This window comes from Sulfitobacter sp. SH24 (genome assembly GCF_965641895.1).
Classification (GTDB): Bacteria; Pseudomonadota; Alphaproteobacteria; order Rhodobacterales; family Rhodobacteraceae; genus Sulfitobacter; species Sulfitobacter dubius.
The window spans coordinates 2,972,920-2,996,944 of sequence record NZ_OZ282575.1 but is presented as its reverse complement, the minus strand read 5'-3'; the positions used below and the strand labels follow the sequence as shown (position 1 = coordinate 2,996,944).

Genomic DNA, 24,025 nt, shown 5'->3' with positions numbered 1-24,025 from the left:
CTATACAGGTGGCAAGCTCCTTCGGAGACGACTTGTACCCGGGTCGCCCGCCGCGCTGATAAGACCGGAATAACAAAAGCACCAGTGCGCCGAGTAGCCGACCCAGAAGCGGATCGCCCCAGTCTTGGCGGCGGTCCGCTGACTCTGTCTTCCCCCTCTGATAGACGCAATCCGATCTGGCAGAATCGGAATGGCCCATGCTAGGTCTTGCGGTATGCCAAGCCCGACCCCCAATATAAGCGAAAACCGCCCCGTCATCCGTCAGTTGGACGATTCCGCGATCAATCGCATCGCTGCGGGCGAGGTGGTGGAACGCCCCGCTTCCGCCGTGAAGGAACTGGTCGAGAACGCCATCGACGCGGGCGCGCGGCGCATCACCGTGGAATATGCCGACGGCGGCAAGACGATGATCCGCGTGACCGACGATGGCTGTGGCATCGCGCCCGAGGATTTGGCGCTGGCCTTGTCACGCCACGCGACCTCGAAAATCGATGGCTCAGACCTGCTTGATATCCACACTTTCGGCTTTCGGGGGGAGGCGTTGCCGTCCCTCGGTGCTGTCGGGCGGCTGACCATCACCAGCCGAGCATCGGGGTTTGACGGGGCCGAGATCACGGTCGACGGGGGCCGTATGGGCGAGGTGCGCCCGGCGGCGCTGAACAGCGGCACCATCGTCACCCTGCGCGATCTGTTCTTTGCCACGCCTGCGCGGCTCAAGTTCCTGCGCACCGACCGGGCCGAGGCGCAGGCGATCGGCGATGTCATCAAACGGTTGGCCATGGCTGAGCCTTTCGTGCGCTTCGTGCTGCGCGATGTCTCGGGCGATGGCAAAGGCCGTGATGTGTTCCGCGCCGAGGCTGAGCAGGGCGATTTGTTTGAGGCGCTTCATGGCCGTTTGGCGCAGGTGCTGGGCCGGGAGTTTGCCGAGAATGCCCTGCCCATCGACGCCATGCGCGAAGGGCTGCATCTGACGGGGTTCGCAGCACTGCCGACCTACTCGCGTGGCTCTGCGGTGGCGCAGTATCTCTTCGTGAATGGCCGCCCAGTGCGGGATAAACTGCTGACCGGGGCGCTGCGCGGCGCTTATTTTGACTTCCTCAGCCGCGACCGCCACCCGGCGGCGGCGCTGTTCGTGGAATGCCCGCCAACGCTGGTCGATGTAAACGTGCATCCCGCGAAATCCGAGGTGCGCTTCCGCGATCCCGGTTTGGCGCGCGGGCTGATCGTCTCGGCCCTGCGTCATGCGCTGGCCGAGGCGGGGCACCGCGCTTCGACCACCGTGGCGCAGGCGACCTTGGGCGCGATGCAGCCAGAGCCACAGGGTGCGCGGGTCTACCAGATGGACCGCGCGGGCATGGACCGGCCTAGCCCCGCCGCGCGGCAAGCTGCTTATCAGGCGCAGGCCCCCGGCTTTGCCGAGACCGCAGGCGTTTGGGGCCGGGTGGAGGGCACGCCGGTGCCCGAGATGCCCGCGCCCAGCCACGCCGCCGCCCCCGAAGCCGAAGAGGTCGCGCCCACACCCGATTACCCGCTCGGCACCGCGCGGGGGCAGGTGCACGAAAATTACATCATCGCCCAGACTGCTAATGGCATGGTCATCGTCGATCAACACGCGGCGCATGAGCGGCTGGTCTATGAGAAACTCAAGCGGCAGATGAACGAGAACGGCGTCGCGGCCCAAGCGCTGCTGATCCCCGAGATCGTCGAACTGTCCGCCAATGACTGCGCGCGCCTGCTGGAACTGGCGGAGGAGCTTGCGAAACTTGGCCTTGGCATTGAAGCCTTTGGCGGCAGCGCCATCGCCGTGCGCGAAACGCCCGCGATCCTCGGCACCGTGAACGCCCGTGCGCTGATCCTCGACGTGCTCGACGAATTGGCCGAGGGCGACAGCAGCAACATCGTTCAGGCCAAGATCGAAGCGATCTTGAGCCGGGTCGCCTGCCACGGCTCGATCCGCTCGGGCCGTTGGATGCGCGCCGAAGAGATGAACGCGCTCTTGCGCGAGATGGAGGCGACCCCGCATTCGGGTCAGTGCAACCACGGGCGGCCAACCTATGTCGAACTCAAACTCGCCGACATCGAACGGCTTTTCGGGCGCACTTGATGGAGCTTGGCGGCACGACGTTGAACCTGTCTGACCCTGTGACGCTGGCCGCCCTTGCCGGCGCCGGGCTGCTGTTGCTCATCGTTATCCTACTCATCATGGCGGTCCGCGCCGCTGGCCGCTCGGCCCGTGTGGCTGCCCCTTTGGCACAGCAGATGCGTATTCTCGGCGGCCATGTGCAGCAGTTGGGGCAGGGGCAGGAGCAGTTGCGCGGCGGGTTGCAGATGGTCTCGGACACCCAAACCAACACCCAAGCGCAGATGATGCAGAGCATGGAGGCGCGGCTCGCCTATGTGCAGCAGCAGATGCAGGACCGGCTGGCCGACAACGCCGCCGGCTCGGCCCGTTCGCTGGCCGAGATGCAGCAGCGCATGACCGAGACGCTGCACGGCTCGTCGAAACGCACCACCACCAGCCTTGCGCAGTTGCAGGAGCGTCTGGCCTCAATCGACAAGGCGCAGGATAATATCACCAAACTGTCCGGCGACGTGCTGTCGCTGCAGGACATCCTGAGCAACAAGCAGACGCGCGGCTCTTTCGGTGAGATTCAGTTGCGCGATATCGTCTCGAAAGCCCTGCCGAGCGACAGCTATTCCCTGCAGGCCACGCTCAGCAACGGCAAACGACCTGATTGTCTGATCCATCTGCCCAACCCACCCGGCCCGATCGTGATCGACAGCAAATTCCCGCTGGAGGCCTATGAGGCCCTGCGCCGTGCCAAGACCGAAGCCGAGACCCGCGCCGCCGCCCAGCAGATGAAGGTCGCCGTGCGGGTGCATCTGAATGCGATTGCCGACAAGTATATTTTGGAGGGTGAGACCGCCGAAGGCGCGTTGATGTTCCTCCCCTCTGAGGCGGTTTATGCCGAATTGCACGCCAACTTCCCCGAACTGGTGCGCGAAGGGTTTGAAAAGCGTGTTTGGATCGTCAGCCCGACGACCTGCATGGCCACGCTCAACACCATGCGCGCGATCCTGAAAGATGCGCGGATGCGTGAACAAGCGGGGGCGATCCGCAAGGAGTTGGGCAATCTGAACAAGGATGTTGAGCGTCTGGCGATGCGTGTCGGCAACCTTGATCGGCATTTCAGCCAAGCGCGGCGCGATGTCGAAGAGATCAAAGTCAGCAGCGAAAAAGCCGCCAAACGCGCGGGCCGCTTGCATAATTTCGACTTCGAAGAACTGGCAGAAGACAAAACCGAGGCTATTGTTCCCCTAAGGACACCCGAAGGGAACGGCTGAATGAACGACGTAGACATTACCGGGATGACGCTGGAGGCGATGCAGAAGCGGGCCGCCGCGTTGCGCAGCGATATCTTGCCAACGCCGGTGGTGACGCTCTCCTCTCCTATGGTTGATGATGTGCTGGGCGGCGCGCGTGTCGCGCTCAAGCTGGAGTGTTTTCAGCATACCGGCACCTTCAAGGCCCGCGGCGCGTTGTCGGTGGCGCGCCAGCTTGACGACGACACCCGCGGGCGCGGGATCACCGCGGCTAGCGCGGGCAACCACGCCATCGCAGCAGGCTGGGCCGCGGCCAAGCTCGGCATCAGCGCCAAGGTGGTGATGCAGGACAACGCCAACCCCTTCCGCGTCGAGTTGGCCCGCGCGACCGGGGCCGAGGTCGTGATGAAACCCGCCGGGCAAGAGACCTTTGCCGAGGCAGAGCGGCTGGTGCGCGAAGAGGGGCGGTTCTTTATCCATCCTTTCGAGGGGCTGCACACCTCGCTCGGCACCGCCGGGGTCGGGCTGGAGTTCATGGCGCAAGTGGCGGATTTGGACGCGGTCGTCGTCTCTGTTGGCGGCGGCGGGCTGATCAGCGGTGTGGCTGCGGCGGTCAAAGCAATCAACCCCGCCTGCCGGGTCTACGGCGTGGAGCCGACAGGCGCCGACAGCATGTCGCAAAGCCTCGCCTCTGGCGCGCCTGTCACCATCCCGCAGGTCAACACAATCGCCGACAGCCTCGGCCCGCCGATGGCGTTGCCCTTCGGTCATGCGCTCTGTGCGGTCTATGTCGACGATGTGGTGACGGTCAGCGACGATGCGATCTGCGCCGGAATGGTGGTGCTGCAACAGGCGGCGAAACTGGCGGTGGAGCCTGCCGCCGGGGCTGCGATGGCCGGGGCGCTCGGGCCTCTGCGCGCGCAACTGGCAGGGCGGCGTGTCGGCGTGATTGTCTGCGGGGCGAATATCGACACTGACAGCTATCTGGGCCAGCTAAGCCGCGGACAAGGGGCGCTCGACAGCCTCCTGTCCTAGCGCCCTCCAAGGGGCTTTGCACGCGATCGCGGAACTGCGTGAACTCTTCCAAGAAAATCTATCGGACGCTGCAACTTTAACTCCCCTTTACCCGTGGGTGCCCCATATCCAAAGTTCCGGACCAAAGCAGGACCCCTATGCCTTTTGAAGCTCTGAACGACAGTACCCTCCCCCAACAGCCGCTTGGTCGGCGTGTCGCCGTGATCGGCGGTGGGATTTCCGGCATGGGGGCGGCGCATATGCTGGCGCCTGCGGACCGCGTCACCCTCTATGAGGCAGGGGCCAAGATCGGCGGCCATGCGCGGACGGTGATCGCGGGCAAGAATGGTGATCAGCCGGTCGATACCGGGTTCATTGTGTTCAACTATGCCAACTACCCGCAACTTGCGGCGCTTTTTGCGGAATTGGACGTGCCGGTCGTGCCGTCGAACATGAGCTTTGGCGCGTCGATTGACGGTGGGCGGCTGGAATATGCGCTGACCAATTTCAACGCGGTCTTTGCTCAGAAGCGTAATATGTTCAGCCCGCCTTTCCTGCGGATGCTGCGCGATATCGTGCATTTCAACAAAAACGCTCTGGCTGTCTCGCGCGATCCGTCGATAACCATTGCCGAGTTTCTCGATCGGCTTGGCACCGGGCGCTATTTCCGCGACTTCTACCTCTCGCCGCTATCGGGCGCGATCTGGTCCACTCCGACCGAGAAGATCATGGACTTCCCCGCTCATGCCATGGTCAACTTTTTCGAAAACCATGCGCTGTTGAACTATTCCGGCCAGCATCAGTGGTACACGGTCAAAGGCGGCTCGCGGCAGTATGTCGATCGGCTAGAGAGCGCCCTGCGCGCCAAGGGCGTCGCGTTGCGCACCGACAGCGCCGTGCAGGCCGTGCGGCGAACCGCGCAGGGTGTTGAGGTCCGTGTTTGGGGCGGTGAGTGGGAGGCGTTTGACGAAGTGATCTTTGCCACCCATTCCGATGACACGCTGGCAATGCTTTCTGACCCGACCGAGGCTGAGCAGCGTGCGCTCGGCGCGATCCGCTACCAGCCTAATGACATTGTGTTGCATGCAGATACCAGCATCATGCCCAAGCGCCGCTCCACATGGGCGTCTTGGGTCTATACTGAGGATCGGGAGCAGAAGTCTGACCGGATCGACCTGACCTATTGGATGAATTCGCTCCAACCGATCCCGCAGGATGATCCGCATTTCGTGACGCTCAACACCAAACGCACGATCCGCGAGGAGTTGATCTATGACCAAGTGACCCTGCGCCACCCGGTTTATGATCTTGCCGCCTTGGCCGCGCAGGAGGAGGTGCGTGCGTTTAACGGCAGCCAGAATACGTGGTTTTGCGGCGCTTGGATGCGGCACGGCTTTCACGAAGACGGGCTGGCCAGTGCGGTGGATGTGGTTGAGCGGATGCAGACCGCGCGGGCGGCGCCCTTGGCGGCGGAGTGACGGCGGGCGTCGATCATATCAGCGGTCAGACCTTTCATGGCCGCAAGGGCGCGGTCGAAAACCGCTTTCGCTATTCGGTGGACTATGTGCTTTGCGATGCGGAGACCGAGGTGTTGGCCACGCCCGCACTGTTCGCCCGCAATGGTACGGGGCTGACCAGCCTGCAAGACAGCGACCATGGCGGCGCGCCGGGGCAGGGGCGCGGGGCTGCTTGGGTGCGCGATGTGTTGGCGGCACATGACATCTCTGGCGTGGCGCGGATAGAGCTTTTGGCGCAGCCGCGTGTGCTAGGTCATGTCTTTAACCCCGTCAGCTTCTGGCTTTGCCGCAGGGCGGACAACGCGCTGATTGCGGTGATTGCCGAGGTCACCAATACCTACGGCGACCGGCATTCTTATCTTTGCCATCACCCTGACTTGCGGCCTATTCTGCCTGAGGATCGGCTCACGGCCGCCAAGCTCATGCATGTTTCACCCTTTCAGGATGTCGCGGGCGGTTATGTGTTTCGGTTTGATATTACCCCTGAGCGGATCGGCATCTGGATCGATTTCACGGATGGTGAGAATGGGTTGATCGCGACATTGACCGGGCCGCGTGCGCCGCTGACGAACGGCCGCATCCTCTGGTCGCTGCTGCGCCGACCCTTCGGTGCGCGGCGGGTGCTGGCCTTAATCCATTGGCAGGCGCTGAAACTCTGGCTCAAGCGCGCCGGATTTCGCGGTCGGCCTGAGGCGCCCGAGATCGAAGTCTCGCGCGACAGCGCCCATGGCGCGGGTGGCAGATGAAGAGGCCTGCGGCGCGACTGCCCGCCTATGCGCTCTTCGCGGCACTGCTCGCAGCAGCGGGGCTGCCGATCTACATCCACGCACCGAAATTCTATGTCGATGAATATGGCGTATCGCTGGCTGCTCTCGGCTCTGTCCTGTTTGCGCTGCGGCTGCTCGATGTCGTGCAAGACCCTGCACTCGGTTGGTTGGCTCAAAGGCTTCGTGCCCAGCGGGCGGCGGCGGTGGCGGGGGCAGGCGCGGTAATGGCGCTGGCGATGCTGGGGCTTTTTGCCGTGCCGGCCCCTGTGGCTCCGGTGCTATGGTTCGCGCTGATGCTGACGCTGGTTTTCTCCTCTTTCAGTTTCCTGACCATTTGCTTTTACGCGCAGGGGGTCGCAAAGGCTGACATGCTCCCCGGTGCGGGGCATTTGACGCTGGCGCGTTGGCGTGAGACCGGGGCACTCTTGGGCGTTTGCATGGCATCCGTGGCCCCACTGCTACTGGGCTTGGCCCTCGAACGTCCCTTTGCCGGTTTCGCAGTGGGCTTTGCCATCTTGGCCCTCTGGGCAATCACTGCGATGCGCGGCGAATGGCGCGCGGCGGGGCCGCCCATGGCCAGCGGATTTGGCACCGTTTTGCGGGACCAGCAGGCGCGGCGGTTGCTGCTGATCGCGCTGGTTAATGCCGCGCCGGTGGCCGTTACGTCGACCCTGTTTCTGTTCTACGTTGAGTTGGCGCTCGACGCGCGGGGGTGGGAAGGGCCGCTTTTGCTGCTCTTCTTTCTTGCTGCTGCGGCGGCGGCCCCGATTTGGGGAATGCTGGCCGAACGCTTTGGCGCGCGGCAGGTTTTGTTGTTTGCGATGACCTTAGGCATTGTTGCCTTTGGGGGCGCGCTGCTTTTGGGGCCGGGGGACGTGGTGCTTTTTGCGTTGGTATGTCTGGCATCTGGCGCAGTTTTGGGCGCGGATCTGACGCTTTTGCCCGCCATGTTCGCCACCCGTATGGCGCAGATCGCCCCCTCCGCTGCCGAAGGTTTCGGTCTTTGGTCCTTCGTATCTAAATTGACCTTGGCTTTCGCGGCGGCGGCCCTACTTCCAGCTTTAGAACGCGCAGGGTTACAGACCGGTGCGGGAGACAGTTCCGACATATCCATCTCCCTGTTGATCTGGTTCTATGCTGGTGTACCTTGCGCTTTGAAATTGCTGGCGATCGCTCTGCTTGCCAGTACCAATGACGTGGAGAAACTGTGACAGAGCCGTTGATCTTTATCGCTGTCGGGCTTGCGCTTGGTCTATTGCTGACCTTTCTGCGCCGCCGTTTGGGAGAGTTCCACGGGCAATCGCCGAGCGACTATGTCGATTCCTTCCCTGTCTTCGACCTGCGCTTGCATCTGCGGGACAAAATGATCTGCGAGGGCGTGATCTTTGGCCCCCTGGGCCGTGTCACCAGCAGTTTTACCGCGAATTTCGACGTGTCCTGGGAAGGGAACGTGGCGACCGTGGCCGAGACTTTCCGCTACAATGACGGTTCGCGTCAGGAGCGGGAATGGACCGTGACGCTGGGCAAGAACGGCAATTTCACCAGCACCGCGCCGGATGTGATCGGTGAGGGGCAGGGGATCCAGTCAGGGCCGACATTGCTGCTACGCTACCGTATCCGTCTGCCCGAAGAGCTTGGCAGCCATGTGCTGAAAACGGTCGATTGGATGTATCTGACCCCCGACGGCACCATCGTGAACCGCAGCCAGTTTCGAAAATTCGGGATCAAAGTAGCAGAATTGGTCGCCACGCTGCGACCGGCGGAGGAACGATGAAGGACTGGCAAGGCAAGACCTATTGGCTGGTGGGCGCAAGCGACGGTCTTGGCGCGGCGCTGGCCCATCAACTCAGCCGCACCGGGGCGGAGGTGATCCTTTCCGCCCGGTCAGAGGACAAGCTGACCGAATTGGCCTCAGCCCTGCCGGGGCGGGCGCGGGTGCGGGTCTTGGATGTGACCGATGAGGCCGATGTCGCCGCCGCTGCGCAGGAGATCGGTCCGATTGATGGGCTGGTCTATCTGGCCGGAGCCTATTGGCCCTTCGGTGCGAAGGATTGGCAAGCGGGTCACGCCGTGACCATGGCGGATGTGAACTTTACCGGCCTGTTGCGCGTGCTGGGGCAGGTCGTGCCGCAGATGGTTGCCCGGGATGAGGGGCATATCGTCATCACCTCCAGCCTGACCGCCTATCGCGGGCTGCCCGGCTCAATCGGCTATACGGCCTCCAAGGCGGCAACAATGTCTTTGGCGGAATGTATGCACGCCGATCTGCGCAAGACAGGCGTGCAGGTTCAGGTCATCAACCCCGGTTTCATCAAGACCCAGTTGACCGATAAGAACGACTTTAAAATGCCCTTCTTGATGGCGCCGGAAGACGCCGCGCGGCGGGTCTATGAGCATATGAACAGCGACAGTTTTAAACTGGATTTCCCTTACGGGTTTTCGCTGCTGTTCCGTTTGGGGCGGTTCCTGCCGGACTGGCTGTATTACCGGTTCTTCTCCTGATCTCAGACTTCGGCGACATGCTTGCCAAAGAGATCACGCGCACCTTGCCAGACGGGATTTCCTGCCTCTGGCAAGGCCCGCAAGGTCGGTAGCAACTGGCCTGCAAAATCCTCAGAGCTTTCACGCGGCAGCATTGAGGGCAGATTGTCGATGGCCATGACATCCAGCGGCGGGGCGTCGTGCACACGCAGGGCGGGCGTCTCCCAAGTCGTCGCGCGGTCATAGACCTGCACCGGGTTAAAGGCGCTGTCCGGGTCGCAGGCGATGTCGCCGATCACCCGCAGGGCACGCTTTGCTTTAGGAGCATCGGGGCGGACGAAGGCGGGAGTGTCTGGCCCTGCGAGAATGCAGTTGAAGAAATAGGCGTGGTCGAGGATTTCGGGGAACGGCCCGCCATGGGCGGTTTCGGCCATATCCCAGCCGGTGACGGGGATGCCCAAAGCCTCGCAAAGATCGCTCGCCCCGCGCCCCACGCGGCCCAAAGCGCCGATCACCAGCGCCCGGTCTTCGCTCGCATCTACCTGTGCCAGTTCCTCTGCTAGAGCCGATTTCAAGGCATCGGCGTCGGGGTAGGGCTGCACCGGGCCGCAGGTCTCGCCACGCAATTGTGCGATGCGGCATTTGACGGAAACCGCAGCCCCGGCAAACCCGGCCCAATAGCCAAAGGCGGCAACGCGGCGGCCCGCGTCATCGGTCAAATACTCCAAATCCAGCAGCGTGCCACTGCCCGCCTTGAACCGCTCCAATAGTTTGCGGCCCGAGGATTGGCCCTTGTAGGCATGGCCGAACATGATGTGCGTATGCGGCAGGGGCGTCCCGTCTTCGGGCAGTTCCTTCAGACCAAAGATCACCGCATCGCGCGGGGCGTCGGGCCAGCTATGCGCGGGGACGATCTCGCAGCCCGCCTGCGCATAGGCGGCGGTGGGGATCACGCGGCTGTCGCTGTCTTCGACGCTCACCTTCATGCCTGTCGCGATCAGCGCGGCCGCCCCTTCGGGCGTCAGGCCGGTGCGGGTCTCATTGTCGCGCTGTTCGGCGCGCAGCCACAGATGGGTCATGCCAAGATTCCCTTCGCGCGCACGGCCTTGACGCTGGCACGGTCTTCCATGCGGGCGTCGAAGGCATCAAGCCGTGGGTAAGCCGCGCGGTCGACCCCGTCACCGGCCAGCCATCCCGAGACGACAAAGAGATAGGGATCGGCCAGCGACAGGGCATCGCCCGCAACAAAGTCGCCCCGGAAGGCGTGGTTTTCGATATAGGCCGCGCAATCGGCCATGGTCTGCGGCACCTTGGCTTTCATATCGTCAAAACTGGATTGCTGATCGGCCCAGCGGTGGCCGCGCATCTTATGGGCGTGGGCCACATGCATGGTCGAGGCGAGGTAGTACATCACTCCGCGCATATGGGCCGCGAGTTCAGGGTCAGCCGGGACCAGCCCCGCCTCGGGCGCGCGGGCTGCGACATAGTCCAACAGCGCGCCAGTCTCGGTCAGGGCGCTGCCCGCTTCGGTCACGAGGGTCGGCACCCGGCCCTTGGGGTTCAGCGCCAGATAGGGCGCGGCGGTCTGTTCGGCGCTGGCGAAATCGACCTTCACCGGTTCATAGTCCAGCCCCGCTTCTTCAAGGGCGATGGCGACGGCGACCGAGATCGTCCCGGGGGCGTAGTGAAGTTTCAACATGGGTCAGCCTTTCGCGGGCGAGGGGTTACATATGCGTTTGTGCAAGGCGACGGTCGGGCCGGTCAAGATGTGGCACAGCGTTGAACAGCACGGGCGACCAATGCCCGCCGATGGGAAAGAGCCGGTGCATCGAGGTATGCATGATCGCCAGCGCCAAACGCGCCATGGCCGGGATGCCCACGCCCATGGCCTGCGCCATCGCTAGAGAAATCAGCCCGCCCGAAGTCACCACCAGCGCCGGGCCTTCACCTTCGGCAATTTCAGCCAGAGCCGATTGCACCCGCGTTTCAAAGTTCTCATAGGTTTCGGGCGTGTCGGCAAGCTTGCCCGCTTTCCAATAGTCAAAGACCTGCGGCAGGTGATGCACAAACTCGCCCGCGCGGGGAAAGGGCACCTTGTGCTGCTGCTCCATCAGATTGGCGAGGGTGAAATACTCCAACTCGTTCAACCGCGCGTCGCGAATGGGCTCCAACCCGGTGTTCATCCCCTCGGCGGTTTCGATATGGCGAGTCAGGGTACCGGTATAGAGCCGCGTGTGGTGGCTTTCGCTGTGACGCAAATGCTCGCCCAACCATGCGGCTTGCTCATGGCCAAGTGGGCTAAGTTGGTCATAGCTCAACTCGTCCTTGGCGGTGGAATTGGCTTGGCCGTGGCGGATCAGGGTAATGTGGGACATCAAAGGGCTTTCACTGTTCGCCCAAGTGATAGGGCAGCTTGTCGGGCCATACAATGCAATGCACCGCCGCGGCGTTTATCCGTGACGGGGTGTCGGGATTGGCCCCTGACAAGGGCCGAGTTCTGCTTATAGTTTGGGCAATAGCTAGCGGGAGGGGCAGCCATGGCCGAGAGGATCACATTCACGCTTGATGGGCAAACCGTTGAGGCAGAGGCTGGCATGACCATTTGGGAAGTGGCCAATGGTCGGGGTCTTAAAATCCCGCATCTGTGCCACAAACCCGCCCCCGGCTACCGCCCCGACGGCAACTGCCGCGCCTGTATGGTCGAGATCGAAGGAGAGCGGGTGCTGGCGGCCTCTTGCATCCGCGAGCCTGCCGAGGGGATGGTCGTCACCACCAACAATGCGCGCGCCGAGAATGCCCGCAAAATGGTGATGGAGCTGCTGCTGGCCGACCAACCCGCGCAGGAGGTGGCGCATGACAAATCGAGCCATATGCGTGAAATGGCGTCGCTGAGCGGGGTAGAGAGCAGCCGTTTCCCCAAGCTGGAGCGGGACCGCATTCCGTTGTTGGACGACAGCCATGTGGCAATGCGTGTGAACCTTGATGCTTGCATCCAGTGCAACCTCTGCGTCCGCGCTTGCCGCGAGGTGCAGGTCAACGACGTGATTGGCATGGCCGGGCGTGGGCATGATGCGTATCCGGTTTTTGATATCGACGATCCTATGGGTGCATCGACCTGTGTGGCCTGCGGCGAATGCGTGCAGGCCTGCCCGACGGGGGCGCTTATGCCTGCCACGGTGGTGGATGAGGCGCAGGTCGGTGACAGTGCAGATTACGACAGCGAAGTCGAAAGCATCTGCCCCTTCTGCGGCGTGGGTTGCCAGATTTCGCTGAAGGTCAAGGACAACAAGGTCAAATATGTTGAAGGCATCAACGGCCCGGCGAACGAAGGGCGGCTCTGCGTCAAGGGGCGCTTTGGCTTTGACTATATCCACCACGATCACCGCCTGACCAAACCGCTGATCCGCCGCGAGGACGCGCCCGCCAAAGGGCTGAATGTCGATCCGGGCAATTGGGGCGAGGTGTTCCGCGAGGCCACATGGGACGAGGCGCTGGATTTCGCAGCACAGGGCCTCAAGGGGCGCGGGCGCGAGGTGGCGGGCTTTGGCAGTGCGAAATGCACTAATGAAGAAGCCTATCTGTTTCAAAAGATGATCCGTCAGGGCTTTGGCCATAACAACGTCGATCACTGCACGCGGCTCTGCCATGCCTCATCCGTGGCGGCGCTGATGGAGAACGTCGGCTCAGGCGCCGTCACCGCGACCTTCAACGAGATCGAGAACGCCGACGTGGCCATCGTCATCGGCGCCAACCCGGTGGAGAACCACCCAGTCGCTGCGACCTATTTCAAACAGTTCACCAAGCGCGGCGGCAGGCTGATCGTGATGGACCCGCGCGGTGTGGGGCTCCGCCGTTTCTCCAGCCATATGCTGCAATTCCGCCCCGGCACCGACGTGGCGATGCTCAACGCGATCATGCATGTGATCGTGGAAGAAGGTCTCTACGACGAGCAATATATCGCGGCCTATACCGAGAATTGGGAGGCTGAGAAGGCGCATCTGAAGGACTTCCCGCCCGAGGCCATGGCCGCCGTCTGCGGCATCAAGGCCGAGGTGCTGCGCGATGTGGCGCGGACCTTTGCTGGGGCCAAGGCGGGTATGATCTTCTGGGGCATGGGGGTCAGCCAGCACATCCACGGCACCGACAATTCGCGCTGCCTAATTTCGCTGGCACTGATGACCGGCCATGTCGGCCGCCCCGGCACCGGTCTGCACCCCTTGCGCGGGCAGAACAACGTGCAAGGCGCCTCGGACGCTGGCCTCATTCCGATGTTCCTGCCCGACTACCAGCCAGTCGGCGACGACGGCGTGCGCTCGGCTTTCACCGAGGTCTGGGGCTCAGATGATTTTAGCGCCGAGAAGGGGCTGACGGTGACTGAGATCATGGACGCGGTGCACGACGGCGAGATCAAGGCGATGTATGTGCTGGGCGAGAACCCGGCGATGTCGGACCCGGATGTCGACCACGCCCGCGCGGCCCTTGCCAAGCTTGATCATCTGGTGGTGCAGGACATTTTCCTGACCGAAACGGCGAATTATGCCGATGTGATCCTCCCCGCCAGCGCCTTTGCCGAGAAGACTGGCACGGTGACTAACACCAACCGGCAGGTCCAGATGGGCCGCCCGGCGGTGACGCCCCCGGGGGAGGCGCGCGAGGATTGGTGGATCGAGGTCGAACTAGCGAAGCGGCTGGGCCTTGGCTGGTCCTACGAAAGCCCGGCGGATATCTTTGCCGAGATGAAGCTGAACATGAAGTCCTTTGACAACATCACATGGGACCGTTTGGCGCGTGAGAATGCTGTGACCTACCCGTCGCTCAGCGAGAGCGATCCGGGGCAGGCGATTGTCTTTAGCGAGGGTTTCCCGCGTCCCGAAGGCCGCGCCAAATTCACCCCCGCCGCGATCGTTGCACCCGATGATGCGCCAGATGACGCCTATCCGATGATACTGACCACCGGGCGGCAGTTGGAACATTGGCATACCGGGTCGATGACGCGGCGGTCCAAGGTGCTCGACGGGCTGGAACCGGAGGCGAATTGCTCGTTGCACCCGTCGACCCTGCGTCGCCTTGGCGTGGCACCGGGGGAGCATGTGCGGCTTTCGACCAAACGCGGCAGTATCGAGATCATGGCCCGCGAGGATCGGGCGGTATCACCCGACATGGTTTTCCTGCCCTTCGCCTATGTCGAAGCGGCGGCGAATATCCTGACAAATCCAGCGGTTGACCCCTACGGCAAGATCCCGGAGTTTAAGTTCTCTGCCGTCAGGGTGGAGGCGGCAAAAGGCACCGTCGCCGCCGAGTAAAGAAAGTTTTGAAGAATGAAGATTGATGCCGCGCGATTTCTGAAGGATTTGCACGATCTGCGTGCCATTGGTGCGGCAGGGGTGGGTAAGGGCGTGGTGCGCCCGGCCTATTCCGCCGCCGATGTAGAGGCGCGGGAGTGGCTTGCGGGCCGGATGCGCGAGGCGGGGCTCAAGATCGAAGTCGATGCGATGGGCAACCTCTTTGGCCTGGCAGAGGGGCCCTCGATCCTGTTGGGGTCGCATTCCGACAGCCAACCCGAGGGGGGCTGGCTGGATGGTGCCTTGGGCGTGATCGCGGCGCTCGAAGTCGCCCGCGCGACGCGTGAGACCGGGGGCCCCGCGGTATCGGTCGTGTCGTTCCAAGATGAAGAGGGGCGCTTTGGCGTGACCACCGGTTCGACCGTGTGGTCCGGCGCTCTGGATCAGGTGGATGCTGACGGTCTCACCGATCATGCTGGGGTCAGTTTGGCGGAGGCGCGCCGCGCGGTGGCGGGTATGGTCACCGGCCCCGTCGATCCCGCGCAGTTCACCGGCTATATCGAGCTGCATATTGAGCAGGGTCCGACGCTGGATGACAGTGGCGAGCAGATCGGTGTCGTCACCGACATCGTCGGCATCCGCGATATGAAGGTGACCTTTGAAGGCCAGCAAAACCACGCGGGCACTACGCCGATGGCGGTGCGCAAGGATGCCTTTCAAGCGGTATCTGCCTTCAACAGCCTGCTCAATGACCGGCTGCGCAACGTGGTGACGCCAAGCACCGTTTGGACCATCGGCCATGTCAGCCTGCACCCCAATGCCTCGTCCATCGTGCCCGGCAAGGCGGTGTTCTCCATGCAGTGGCGGGACGGTGACACCGACCGTCTGGCCCGGATTGAGAAGATCATCCGCGAGACCGCCGAAGAGGTTGCCCAGACACGTGGGATGGAGCTGTCTTTTGGTCCGATGTTGGGGTTGGAGCCGGTAGCGATGGATACCCGACTGCGCGACGCGCTGGCCGAGGCGGCGGAAACGGTAGCGCCGGGCAAGTGGCGCGTGATGCCCTCGGGCGCTTTGCATGACGCGACCAATGTGGCCCGGCTGATGCCCGTGGCGATGTTGTTCGCGCCGTCGATCAACGGGATCAGCCATGCTTTCGAAGAGGACACAGCCGAAGACGATCTGGTCGCGGCGGTTGAGGTGCTGGGCCGGGCCGTTGCGGCGCTTTGAGCGCCGTCAGTCCCAGTTCACATCACCAAGGAAGATATAGCCCGCGCCATAGATCGTCTTGATCAACTGCGGGTTCTTCGGGTCTTCGCCAAGCTTCGTGCGCAGCCGCGAGATGCGCACGTCCATCGCCCGGTCAAAGCTTTCAGAGGCGACGCCGCCAAGGCTTTCTTGCATCTGCGCACGGCTAATCAGCCGTTTCGGCGCGTCTAGGAAAAGCCGCAGCACCTCGCCTTCGGCATGGGAGAAGGTGACCTCGGTGCCCTGCGCATCCTGCAAGACATAGCGGTCGAAATGTGCGGTCCAGCCGTTGAAACGCGCGGTGGTGCCAGCCTGCGGGGTGGGCTTGGCGCTGCGTAGGCGGGCGCGGATGCGGGCGACCACTTCCGCCGGATCGAAGGGTTTAATGATATAATCATCGGCCCCAAGCTCCAGCCCTGTCACCCGGTCCTGCACCTGCGCGCGGCCCGAGATGATGATGACGATCGCGCCTTGTTCCAGCGCCAGCCGATGTACCAGCGTCAGACCGTCGGTGTCGGGCAGGCTGAGATCGACAAGGCAGACATCGGGCGTATGGGTGGCTAATGCGGCTTCAAAAGCCCGCGCGCGGCCAAAGCTGAGCGTGTCGAAGCCCGCTTCCTGCAACGTGTCCGACAACATTTGACGGATCTCGGGTTCGTCATCCAGAATGGTGACCAGTGGGCGCGGGGCGGTATCACGGCTCATGGGGCGGTGGCTTTCAATGGGGCGATCAGCGACAAAAGCGCGTCGGCGTCGAAGGGTTTGCGCAGCACCGGCGCGAGGGTCTGCGCCTCGACAAACAGCGGGTGATCGGCGGGCAGAGAGGTCATCAGCAACAGCGGCAGGCTGCTGCCGACACGGCGGGCAAGGTCGATGCCGGTGCCTTCGCCGGTGAGTTGGATGTCAGAGAGGACAAGAGCGATGTCGGGCAGATCGGCGATCAGGGCCGTGGCCTCATCTGCGCTGGTGGCCTCGATCACCGAATGGCCCTGATCCATCAACATGTCGCGCACCACGGCGCGAATGTCGGTGGTGTCTTCGACCAGCAGCACCAGACCCGTCGTGGCAGGCACGGCGGCGCGGTAGGGCAGGCGCAGGCTGATCTGCGCGCCGCCCTCGGGGGCATTGCTCAGCCGAAGATCGCCGCCGGCGGATTTGGTCATGTCATAGACCATCGACAGACCCAGCCCCGATCCTTCGCTGCCCTTGGTGGTGAAAAACGGTTCAACCCCGCGTTCCAGTGCCGAAGGCGAGAAGCCCGGTCCGGTGTCATGGATCACCCATTCGATCCAAGTGTCATGCACTAGCCGTTGGGTCAGTGTGATCGTGCCCTGCGCGCCGCAGGCGTCGCGTGCGTTAAGGATGAGGTTCAAAAGCGCATCCTGCACGCGGCCTTTGTCGAGCAGTACCGACCCTTCAGGCGCGTCATTGCGCACCATCAGTGCGCATTTCGGGGGCAGGGTCGGGGCGGCGAGGGTGGAAAGCTCGTTCAAGAGGTCGGCGATATCGGTGGCCGCAGGGCGCAGGGCGCGGGGTTCTGTCACATCGGCGATGGAACTGAGCAGCGTGCCGCCCCGCCGCGCGGCGGCCAAGGTCCCTTCGACCAATTCGCCCGCTTGCGCCGGCATGTCGGGCAGCCGGGCGAGTTTCGACTGCATCCCCAGAATGATGGTCAAAAGGTTCGAAAAGTCATGCGCCAGCCCAGAGATCATGCGAGAGGCCAACTCGCGTTTCAGTGTCTGTTGCAGGGCGACGCGGGTCTGGGTTTCCTCGGTGATGTCCATCGACAGGATATAGACCCCGCCGCGCCTGTCGGGGGTAAAGGCCCCCCGGATGCGGCGGGCGGATTCGTCATGGGTGAACTCGATCACCGCCGGGCTGCCCGCGTAGGCTTGGGTCAGCGCGGGCTTGATCCGCCCATAGGCGGAGACCCCGAGCGCGTCGCTGATGTGCAGACCGTAAATATTGCTGGGCCGCCCCGGCATCACACTGCTGAGGCGGCGGTTGGAATAGATATAGCGGCCATTCTCGTCGACATGGGCGATATGGGCGGGCATCATCTCGGTTGTCAGGCGGGTGCGGGCTTCGCTTTCAGTGACCTGCCGTTTGGCTTCTTCCAGCGCCGTGATCGTCGCTTCGAGCTTGCGGTTGCTGGCGGCGAGCTGTTCGGCATGGGAGAGCAGTTGATCGCTCAGCGCATCGGACCGCGCGCGCAACAGCGCCTCTTGCCGTTTGGTGTTGGTGATGTCGGTATAGACCGTGACCCAGCCGCCCTGCGGCAGCGGGGAGCCTTCGACGCTGATGGTGCGCCCGTTCGCGCGGGTGCGTTCCATGTAATGCGGCACAAAAGCCTGCGCCTGTTCGACACGCTCGGCCACGAAGGCATCGACATCCGTGACCTCACCATATTCGCCGGTTCCGGCGAGATGGCGGATCGTATCCTCAAAGGGCGCGCCGGGGGTGACCAGTTCATCAGGCAGATCGAACATGGATTGAAACGGCCCGTTGCAGACCGCAAGGCGCAGATCGCTGTCATAGATCGTCAGCGCCTGAGCGATCAGGTTCAGACCGGCTTGGGTCAGGGCTTTAGTTTGGTCATCGGTGATCTGCATCGGCATCCGTCGACGGTAGGGCCAGCACCGCGCGGAGGAAAGGCCAAATGGCGCTTGACCTTCTTGCGCTGGAGGCCCGGAGAAGCGCGGCAAATGAAACCCGAAAGGCAGAGCATGGACAAGAACTTTGGAATGGTGGCGGTGGCTGCGGTGGTCGCGATTGGCGGATATATGTGGTGGCGTGCCGAAGAGGCCCCGGCCCCCACGGCAAGCGGCGCGGCGATGGCAGCCGTCACCTTGCCGGACAGCCTGAGCGAGCAGGCGCAGATCGGCGCGCGTGCATTTGAAGCGAAATGCGCGGCCTGTCACGGGGATAACGCCGCCGGGCGCGAAGGCGCAGGCCCGCCGCTGATCCATAAAATTTATGAGCCCAGCCATCATGGAGACGGGGCCTTCATGGTCGCGGCAACCAATGGCGTGCGCCAGCATCACTGGTCTTTTGGCAATATGCCCCCAGTCGAAGGGATCACCCCGGCCGAGGTCAAATCCATCGTGACCTATGTGCGCGAGGTGCAGCGTGCCAACGGCATCGACTAGCCGCGAAGGGAGCTAAATCGCGCTGTAACAATTCGTTAGGATTCTGAAAAGATCAGGAAAAAGTTGACCTCCACACCTAAGACAACGTCACTTGTGAGATCATAGGATCGCACAAGCGATCGAACCCGCCGGGGAGGGCGGGCATGGGAGGAAGACAATTTGGCTAAGCCGCTGACGCGTGCCGACGGACCTCAGTCCGTGCCGGCGCTGTTGCATCGCAACGCAAGTGAATTCGCAAACGCCCCCGCTTACCGGGAGAAGGAATACGGGATCTGGCAAAGTTGGACCTGGTCGCAAACCCGCGACGAGGTTGAGGCGCTGGCGCTCGGATTTCTGGAGCTGGGACTGGATGAGGGCGATTTCGTCGCCGTTATCGGGCGTAACCGACCATATCTATATTGGGCAATGATCGCGGCAGAGATGGCTGGCGCCATCCCCGTCCCGCTTTACCAAGACGCCAACGCCGAAGAGATGGCCTATGTCATGGGCCACTGCGGGGCGCGCATCGCCGTGGTGGGCGATCAGGAACAGGTCGACAAGATCATCGAAGTGCAGGCGCAGCTGCCCGACTTTGAGCGGATGGTCTATCTCGACCCGCGGGGCCTGCGTAAATACGACCACTCCAAGCTTGACCAATACAGCGCCGTGCAGGAACTGGGCCGCGCCAATCGCGAGAAGCACATCGCCGAGTTGGAGGCGCGTCAGGCCAAGCTGAATTACGACTCGACCGGCGTGATGCTTTACACCTCGGGCACCACCGGCAAGCCCAAGGGCGTGGTGCTGAGCAACCGCAACGTGATTGAGACGGCGAAGTCGTCGTCGGAATTCGACAACCTCAAGCGCAATGACGAGATCCTCGCCTATCTGCCGATGGCATGGGTGGGCGATTTCATTTTCTCCGTGGGCCAAGCGCTTTGGACCGGGTTTTGCACCAACTGCCCTGAAAGCGCCGACACCATGCATGTCGACCTGCGCGAGATCGGGCCGACCTATTACTTCGCCCCGCCCCGGGTGTTCGAGACGCAGCTGACCAGCGTTATGATCCGCATGGAAGACGCGAGCCGCTTTAAGAAATGGCTTTTCGACACTTTCATGGCCCATGCCCGCAAGGTTGGCCCCGCGATTCTGGACGGCAAAAAGGTGTCGTTCATGGACCGTGCGAAATATGCGCTGGGCGAGTTGATGATCTATGGCCCGCTGAAAAACACGCTGGGGTTCAGCCGCGTGCGGGTGGGCTATACTGCCGGTGAGGCGATCGGGCCGGAGATCTTCGACTTCTACCGCAGCTTGGGTATCAACCTCAAGCAGCTCTACGGCCAGACCGAGGCGACGGTGTTCATCACTGCCCAGCCAGACGGCGAGGTGCGCAGCGATACCGTGGGCGTGACCTGCCCGGGCGTGGAGTTGAAGATCGCCGACAATGGCGAGGTCTTCTACCGCTCGCCGGGTGTTTTTGTGGAATACTACAAGAACCCCGAAAGCACCGCAGACACCAAAGATGCCGAAGGCTGGGTCGCCACGGGCGACGCGGGCTTTATCGAGGAGGGCTCGGGCCACCTGCGCATCATCGACCGCGCCAAGGACGTGGGCCAGATGGCCGACGGGCGGCTCTTTGCGCCGAAATATGTGGAGAACAAGCTCAAGTTCTTCCCCAACATCCTTGAGGCCGTGGTTTTCGGCAACCAGCGCAACGAATGCACCGCCTTCATCAACATTGACCTCACGGCGGTCGGCAACTGGGCGGAGCGTAACAACATCGGCTACGCCTCTTACCAAGAACTGGCGCGGCATCCGCAGGTGATGGACACGATTCAAAGCCATGTGGAGGAGGTGAACCGTTCGGTCGCCGAGGATGAGATGCTTTCGGGCTGTCAGGTGCACCGCTTCGTTGTGCTGCACAAAGAGTTGGACGCCGACGACGGTGAGTTGACCCGCACCCGCAAAGTGCGCCGCAAGATCATCGAAGAGAAATACGCCGATATTATCACCGCGCTTTATGACGGCTCCAAACAGGTCAGCACCGAGACGGAAGTGACCTACGAGGACGGCCGCAAGGGCTCGATTAAGGCGACGCTCGAAATTCGCGACGCCGCGGTGCAGCCGACCAGCCACAAGATGGCAGCGGAATGAGCGCGGCTCAGGCCAGCGCCGGGCAGGCGGGAACTATGGAAAGGGACAGCGTGAAAGATCAGGCTGACAGCTATGTCACCGAGGACGGCCGCACAATCGGCCCGACGGTGATGGAGATGAAAAACATCACCCTGCGCTTTGGCGGCGTGGAGGCGATCAAGGACATTTCCTTCGACATCCGCGAGGGCGAAATCCGCGCGATCATCGGGCCGAACGGGGCGGGCAAGTCCTCGATGCTCAATGTAATCAGTGGCTTCTACGTCCCGCAGGAGGGTGAGGTTTGGTACAAAGGCGCTCAGCGTCCGCCGATGAAACCCTATCAGGTAGCGCAGCAGGGCATTGCCCGGACCTTTCAGAACATCGCGCTTTTTGAGGGCATGTCGGTGCTCGACAACGTCATGACGGGCCGTTTGACCCAGATGAAATCGGGTCTGCTGGCGCAGTCGCTGTGGAAGGGCAAGGCCGAGCGCGAAGAGATCGAGAACCGCGAGATTGCCGAGAAGGTCATCGACTTTCTGGAAATCCAAGCGATCCGCAAGACGCCGGTGGCGCGTCTGCCCTACGGTCTGAAGAAACGCGTTGAACTGGCCCGCGCCTTGGCGGCTGAGCCGACGATCCTGCTGCTCGATGAGCCGATGGCGGGTATGAACGTCGAGGAAAAAGAGGACATGTCCCGCTTCATCCTCGATGTGAATGACGAATTCGGCACCACCATCGCGCTGATTGAGCATGACATGGGCGTGGTCATGGACCTTTCCGATCGCGTCGTGGTGATGGACTATGGCCGCAAGATCGGTGACGGCTCGCCCCATGACGTGCGCAACAACCAAGAGGTGATCGACGCCTACCTGGGGGTGGCCCATGACTGAGCACCGCACCATCACCCGCAATGACACAGCCGTTCTGACTTTGGGGAGGGCCAATGATGCCTGAGCAACTGGCGTTTACAATCGAAGTCTTCATGAACGGGCTGATGGCCGGGGTGCTCTATGCGCTCGTCGCGCTTGGCTTCGTGCTGATCTACAAGGCTTCGGGCATTTTCAACTACGCGCAGGGCGTCATGGCGCTCTTTGCCGCGCTGACGCTGGTCGGGATCATGGAGGGGCAGGTGCCCTTCAGCCATCTGATCAACGCGATCTTGGGCACCGAAGTGCATCACTTTGGCTGGCATGTGCCCGCCTTCCTTGCCATCGTATTAACCATGATCGTGATGATCGTGCTGGCCTATTGCGTGCAACGTTTCGTGTTCCGCTACCTCGTGGGACAAGAGCCGATCATTCTGTTCATGGCGACCATCGGTCTGGCCTATTTCCTCGAAGGTGTCGGCGACCTGATGTGGGGGTCCGAGATCAAGACACTCGACGTGGGTCTGCCGCAGGGCATCAACGTCTGGATTGATGAGTTCACTTTTGAGGCCACTGGCTACGGGTTCTTTATCGACAACCTCGATATCGTGGCTTCCATCGTCGCGGCGATCCTTGTGATCGGGCTGGTGATGTTTGCGCAATACACCAAACAGGGCCGCGCGATGCGGGCCGTGGCGGATGACCATCAGGCCGCACTGTCGGTGGGGGTCTCGCTCAACTTCATCTGGATCTTGGTCTGGTCGCTGGCGGGTTTCGTGGCCTTGGTCGCGGGCATCATGTGGGGCGCTAAATCGGGCGTGCAGTTCTCGCTGTCGCTGATCGCGCTGAAGGCGCTGCCGGTGCTGATGCTGGGCGGTTTCACCTCAATCCCCGGCGCGATTGTCGGCGGGCTGATCATCGGTGTGGGCGAGAAATTATTCGAGTTCCTGATCGGTGCCCCCTTCCTTGGTGGCGCGACCGAGAACTGGTTCGCCTATATGCTGGCGCTCGTCTTCCTCGTCTTCCGCCCGCAGGGCCTGTTTGGGGAGAAGATCATTGAGCGCGTTTGATACAGGCATGATGCGCCGCTGTGCATCCAACGATACAAAGATCGCAGAAGGGAAATCAGTCTAATGTTCTATCGTGAAGCAGGCGATTTCAGCACGACATACGCCGAAGACCAGCAGACCTTCCCGATCAAGTTCGACCGCTACCGCTACTATGTGGTGCTTTTTGTCGCGATCTTTGTCATTCCCTTCATGGTCAATGACTACTGGGTCAACTCGCTGTTCCTGCCCTTTTTGATCTACGCCATTGCGGCGATTGGCTTGAACATCCTCGTGGGCTACTGCGGGCAGGTGAGCCTCGGCACGGGCGGTTTCATGGCGGTGGGGGCCTATGCCTGCTACAAGCTGATGACGGCGATGCCGGATGTGAGCATGTTCATCCATATCCTGCTGGCCGGTGTGATTACCGCTGCCGTTGGGGCGCTGTTCGGTCTTCCGAGCCTGCGGATCAAGGGGTTCTACCTTGCTGTGGCGACGCTGGCGGCGCAGTTCTTCCTTGTCTGGCTCTTCAACCGGGTGCCGTGGTTCTACAACTATTCGGCTTCGGGTCAGATCAGCGCGCCAGAGCGTGACACCTTTGGCATCCTGATCACCGGACCGAGCGCCGAAGCTTGGGCCACCTATATGTTCTGCCTGATCTTTACCGTCTTCTCGGCGCTGGTGGCACGCAACCTGACGCGCGGCTCTGTGGGCCGCAAATGGATGGCGATCCGCGACATGGACATCGCGGCCGAGATCATCGGGGTGAACCCGCTGCGGGCGAAATTGACGGCCTTTGCGGTCAGTTCCTTCTTCATCGGCATCTCCGGCGCGCTGTTCTTTTCGATCTATCTGGGCGCGGTTGAAGTCGGCGAAGCCTTTGGCATCCAGAAAAGCTTCTTGGTGCTCTTCATGATCATCATCGGCGGCTTGGGCAGCATCTTTGGCAGCTTTGCTGGGGCGGCGTTCCTTGTGTTGCTGCCGGTGCTGCTGAAGATCGTCGGCGTCGACTGGCTGGGCTGGCCCACGGATATCGTGGCGCATTTGCAGCTTGTGATCGTCGGCGGGTTGATCATCATCTTCCTGATCGCAGAACCCCACGGGCTGGCGCAGCTCTGGCGCGTTGCCAAGGAAAAACTGAGATTGTGGCCCTTCCCGCACTAAGGGGGCGCCACGAGAATTGAGGCGGGGGGAGGAAACCCGGCCCACACACCCAAATCGG

The 24,025-nt window shown here is 62.3% G+C and carries 20 protein-coding genes; 15 read left to right on the top strand and 5 right to left on the bottom strand.

The features are described 5' to 3' along the window. Positions 1-214 precede the first annotated feature (214 nt). The 8 genes from mutL to ACSQ16_RS17300 all read left to right on the top strand — a co-directional run bounded on the left by mutL (position 215) and on the right by ACSQ16_RS17300 (position 9,124). Positions 215-2,104: a DNA mismatch repair endonuclease MutL gene (gene mutL, locus ACSQ16_RS17335; protein ID WP_243262177.1), complete on the top strand. Its 1,890-nt coding sequence runs from the start codon at positions 215-217 to the stop codon at positions 2,102-2,104. Next, positions 2,101-3,345: a DNA recombination protein RmuC gene (locus tag ACSQ16_RS17330; protein ID WP_243262178.1), complete on the top strand. Its 1,245-nt coding sequence runs from the start codon at positions 2,101-2,103 to the stop codon at positions 3,343-3,345. Before mutL ends, ACSQ16_RS17330 begins: the two co-directional genes overlap by 4 nt. Next, the gene (locus ACSQ16_RS17325) at positions 3,346-4,359 is read left to right on the top strand and encodes a pyridoxal-phosphate dependent enzyme (RefSeq protein WP_243262179.1); all 1,014 of its coding nucleotides are present in this window, start codon (positions 3,346-3,348) and stop codon (positions 4,357-4,359) included. It begins immediately after the preceding gene. Between the two features lie 137 nt (positions 4,360-4,496). Then, entirely contained in the window at positions 4,497-5,816 is a 1,320-nt protein-coding gene (locus ACSQ16_RS17320) for an NAD(P)/FAD-dependent oxidoreductase (protein ID WP_243262180.1), read from the top strand. Further along, a complete protein-coding gene (locus tag ACSQ16_RS17315) occupies positions 5,813-6,601 on the top strand; it encodes a DUF1365 domain-containing protein (protein WP_093927903.1) in 789 nt (262 codons plus the stop codon). The genes ACSQ16_RS17320 and ACSQ16_RS17315 overlap by 4 nt, the downstream gene beginning before the upstream one ends. Continuing rightward, on the top strand, positions 6,598-7,833 hold the full coding sequence (locus ACSQ16_RS17310) for an MFS transporter (RefSeq protein ID WP_243262181.1): 1,236 nt from the start codon (positions 6,598-6,600) through the stop codon (positions 7,831-7,833). Before ACSQ16_RS17315 ends, ACSQ16_RS17310 begins: the two co-directional genes overlap by 4 nt. Next, positions 7,830-8,396 (top strand): DUF3833 family protein, encoded by a 567-nt coding sequence (locus tag ACSQ16_RS17305; protein WP_243262183.1) that lies wholly within the window; start codon positions 7,830-7,832, stop codon positions 8,394-8,396. Before ACSQ16_RS17310 ends, ACSQ16_RS17305 begins: the two co-directional genes overlap by 4 nt. Beyond that, positions 8,393-9,124 carry an SDR family NAD(P)-dependent oxidoreductase gene (locus ACSQ16_RS17300; RefSeq protein WP_243262185.1) on the top strand — a complete coding sequence of 244 codons (732 nt, stop codon included), beginning with the start codon at positions 8,393-8,395 and terminating at the stop codon, positions 9,122-9,124. The genes ACSQ16_RS17305 and ACSQ16_RS17300 overlap by 4 nt, the downstream gene beginning before the upstream one ends. Positions 9,125-9,126: 2 nt before the next feature. On the opposite strand, the gene ACSQ16_RS17295 is transcribed toward ACSQ16_RS17300, so the two are convergent. The 3 genes from ACSQ16_RS17295 to ACSQ16_RS17285 are packed head-to-tail and all read right to left on the bottom strand — an operon-like array spanning position 9,127 to position 11,478. After that, positions 9,127-10,182, bottom strand: a complete 1,056-nt coding sequence (locus ACSQ16_RS17295; protein ID WP_243262186.1) for a saccharopine dehydrogenase — start codon at positions 10,180-10,182, stop codon at positions 9,127-9,129. Next, a complete protein-coding gene (locus tag ACSQ16_RS17290; protein ID WP_243262187.1) occupies positions 10,179-10,802 on the bottom strand; it encodes a glutathione S-transferase family protein in 624 nt (207 codons plus the stop codon). Before ACSQ16_RS17290 ends, ACSQ16_RS17295 begins: the two co-directional genes overlap by 4 nt. A gap of 25 nt (positions 10,803-10,827) precedes the next feature. Further along, the gene (locus ACSQ16_RS17285; protein WP_243262188.1) at positions 10,828-11,478 is read right to left on the bottom strand and encodes a histidine phosphatase family protein; all 651 of its coding nucleotides are present in this window, start codon (positions 11,476-11,478) and stop codon (positions 10,828-10,830) included. Between the two features lie 162 nt (positions 11,479-11,640). On the opposite strand from ACSQ16_RS17285, the gene fdhF reads away from it, so the two are divergent. Together fdhF and ACSQ16_RS17275 are read left to right on the top strand one after the other, a co-directional pair. Next, entirely contained in the window at positions 11,641-14,406 is a 2,766-nt protein-coding gene (gene fdhF, locus ACSQ16_RS17280; protein ID WP_243262190.1) for a formate dehydrogenase subunit alpha, read from the top strand. Between the two features lie 15 nt (positions 14,407-14,421). Continuing rightward, the gene (locus tag ACSQ16_RS17275; RefSeq protein WP_243262191.1) at positions 14,422-15,615 is read left to right on the top strand and encodes a hydantoinase/carbamoylase family amidase; all 1,194 of its coding nucleotides are present in this window, start codon (positions 14,422-14,424) and stop codon (positions 15,613-15,615) included. A 6-nt stretch (positions 15,616-15,621) separates the two neighbouring features. Here the strand turns inward: ACSQ16_RS17275 and ACSQ16_RS17270 are convergent, their stop codons facing one another. Both ACSQ16_RS17270 and ACSQ16_RS17265 read right to left on the bottom strand, forming a co-directional pair. Then, entirely contained in the window at positions 15,622-16,338 is a 717-nt protein-coding gene (locus ACSQ16_RS17270; protein WP_243262192.1) for a response regulator transcription factor, read from the bottom strand. After that, on the bottom strand, positions 16,335-18,245 hold the full coding sequence (locus tag ACSQ16_RS17265) for a PAS-domain containing protein (protein ID WP_243262193.1): 1,911 nt from the start codon (positions 18,243-18,245) through the stop codon (positions 16,335-16,337). Before ACSQ16_RS17265 ends, ACSQ16_RS17270 begins: the two co-directional genes overlap by 4 nt. Before the next feature lie 114 nt (positions 18,246-18,359). On the opposite strand from ACSQ16_RS17265, the gene ACSQ16_RS17260 reads away from it, so the two are divergent. From ACSQ16_RS17260 to ACSQ16_RS17240, 5 genes are all read left to right on the top strand, one after another. Then, a complete protein-coding gene (locus ACSQ16_RS17260) occupies positions 18,360-18,782 on the top strand; it encodes a c-type cytochrome (RefSeq protein ID WP_243262194.1) in 423 nt (140 codons plus the stop codon). A 159-nt stretch (positions 18,783-18,941) separates the two neighbouring features. After that, positions 18,942-20,912, top strand: a complete 1,971-nt coding sequence (locus ACSQ16_RS17255) for an AMP-binding protein (protein ID WP_243262195.1) — start codon at positions 18,942-18,944, stop codon at positions 20,910-20,912. A 50-nt stretch (positions 20,913-20,962) separates the two neighbouring features. Then, positions 20,963-21,781, top strand: coding sequence for an ABC transporter ATP-binding protein (locus ACSQ16_RS17250; protein ID WP_243263115.1), 819 nt, complete (start codon positions 20,963-20,965; stop codon positions 21,779-21,781). A 56-nt stretch (positions 21,782-21,837) separates the two neighbouring features. Further along, on the top strand, positions 21,838-22,827 hold the full coding sequence (locus tag ACSQ16_RS17245; RefSeq protein WP_243262196.1) for a branched-chain amino acid ABC transporter permease: 990 nt from the start codon (positions 21,838-21,840) through the stop codon (positions 22,825-22,827). A gap of 63 nt (positions 22,828-22,890) precedes the next feature. After that, positions 22,891-23,967, top strand: a complete 1,077-nt coding sequence (locus tag ACSQ16_RS17240) for a branched-chain amino acid ABC transporter permease (protein ID WP_243262197.1) — start codon at positions 22,891-22,893, stop codon at positions 23,965-23,967. Positions 23,968-24,025 lie beyond the last annotated feature (58 nt).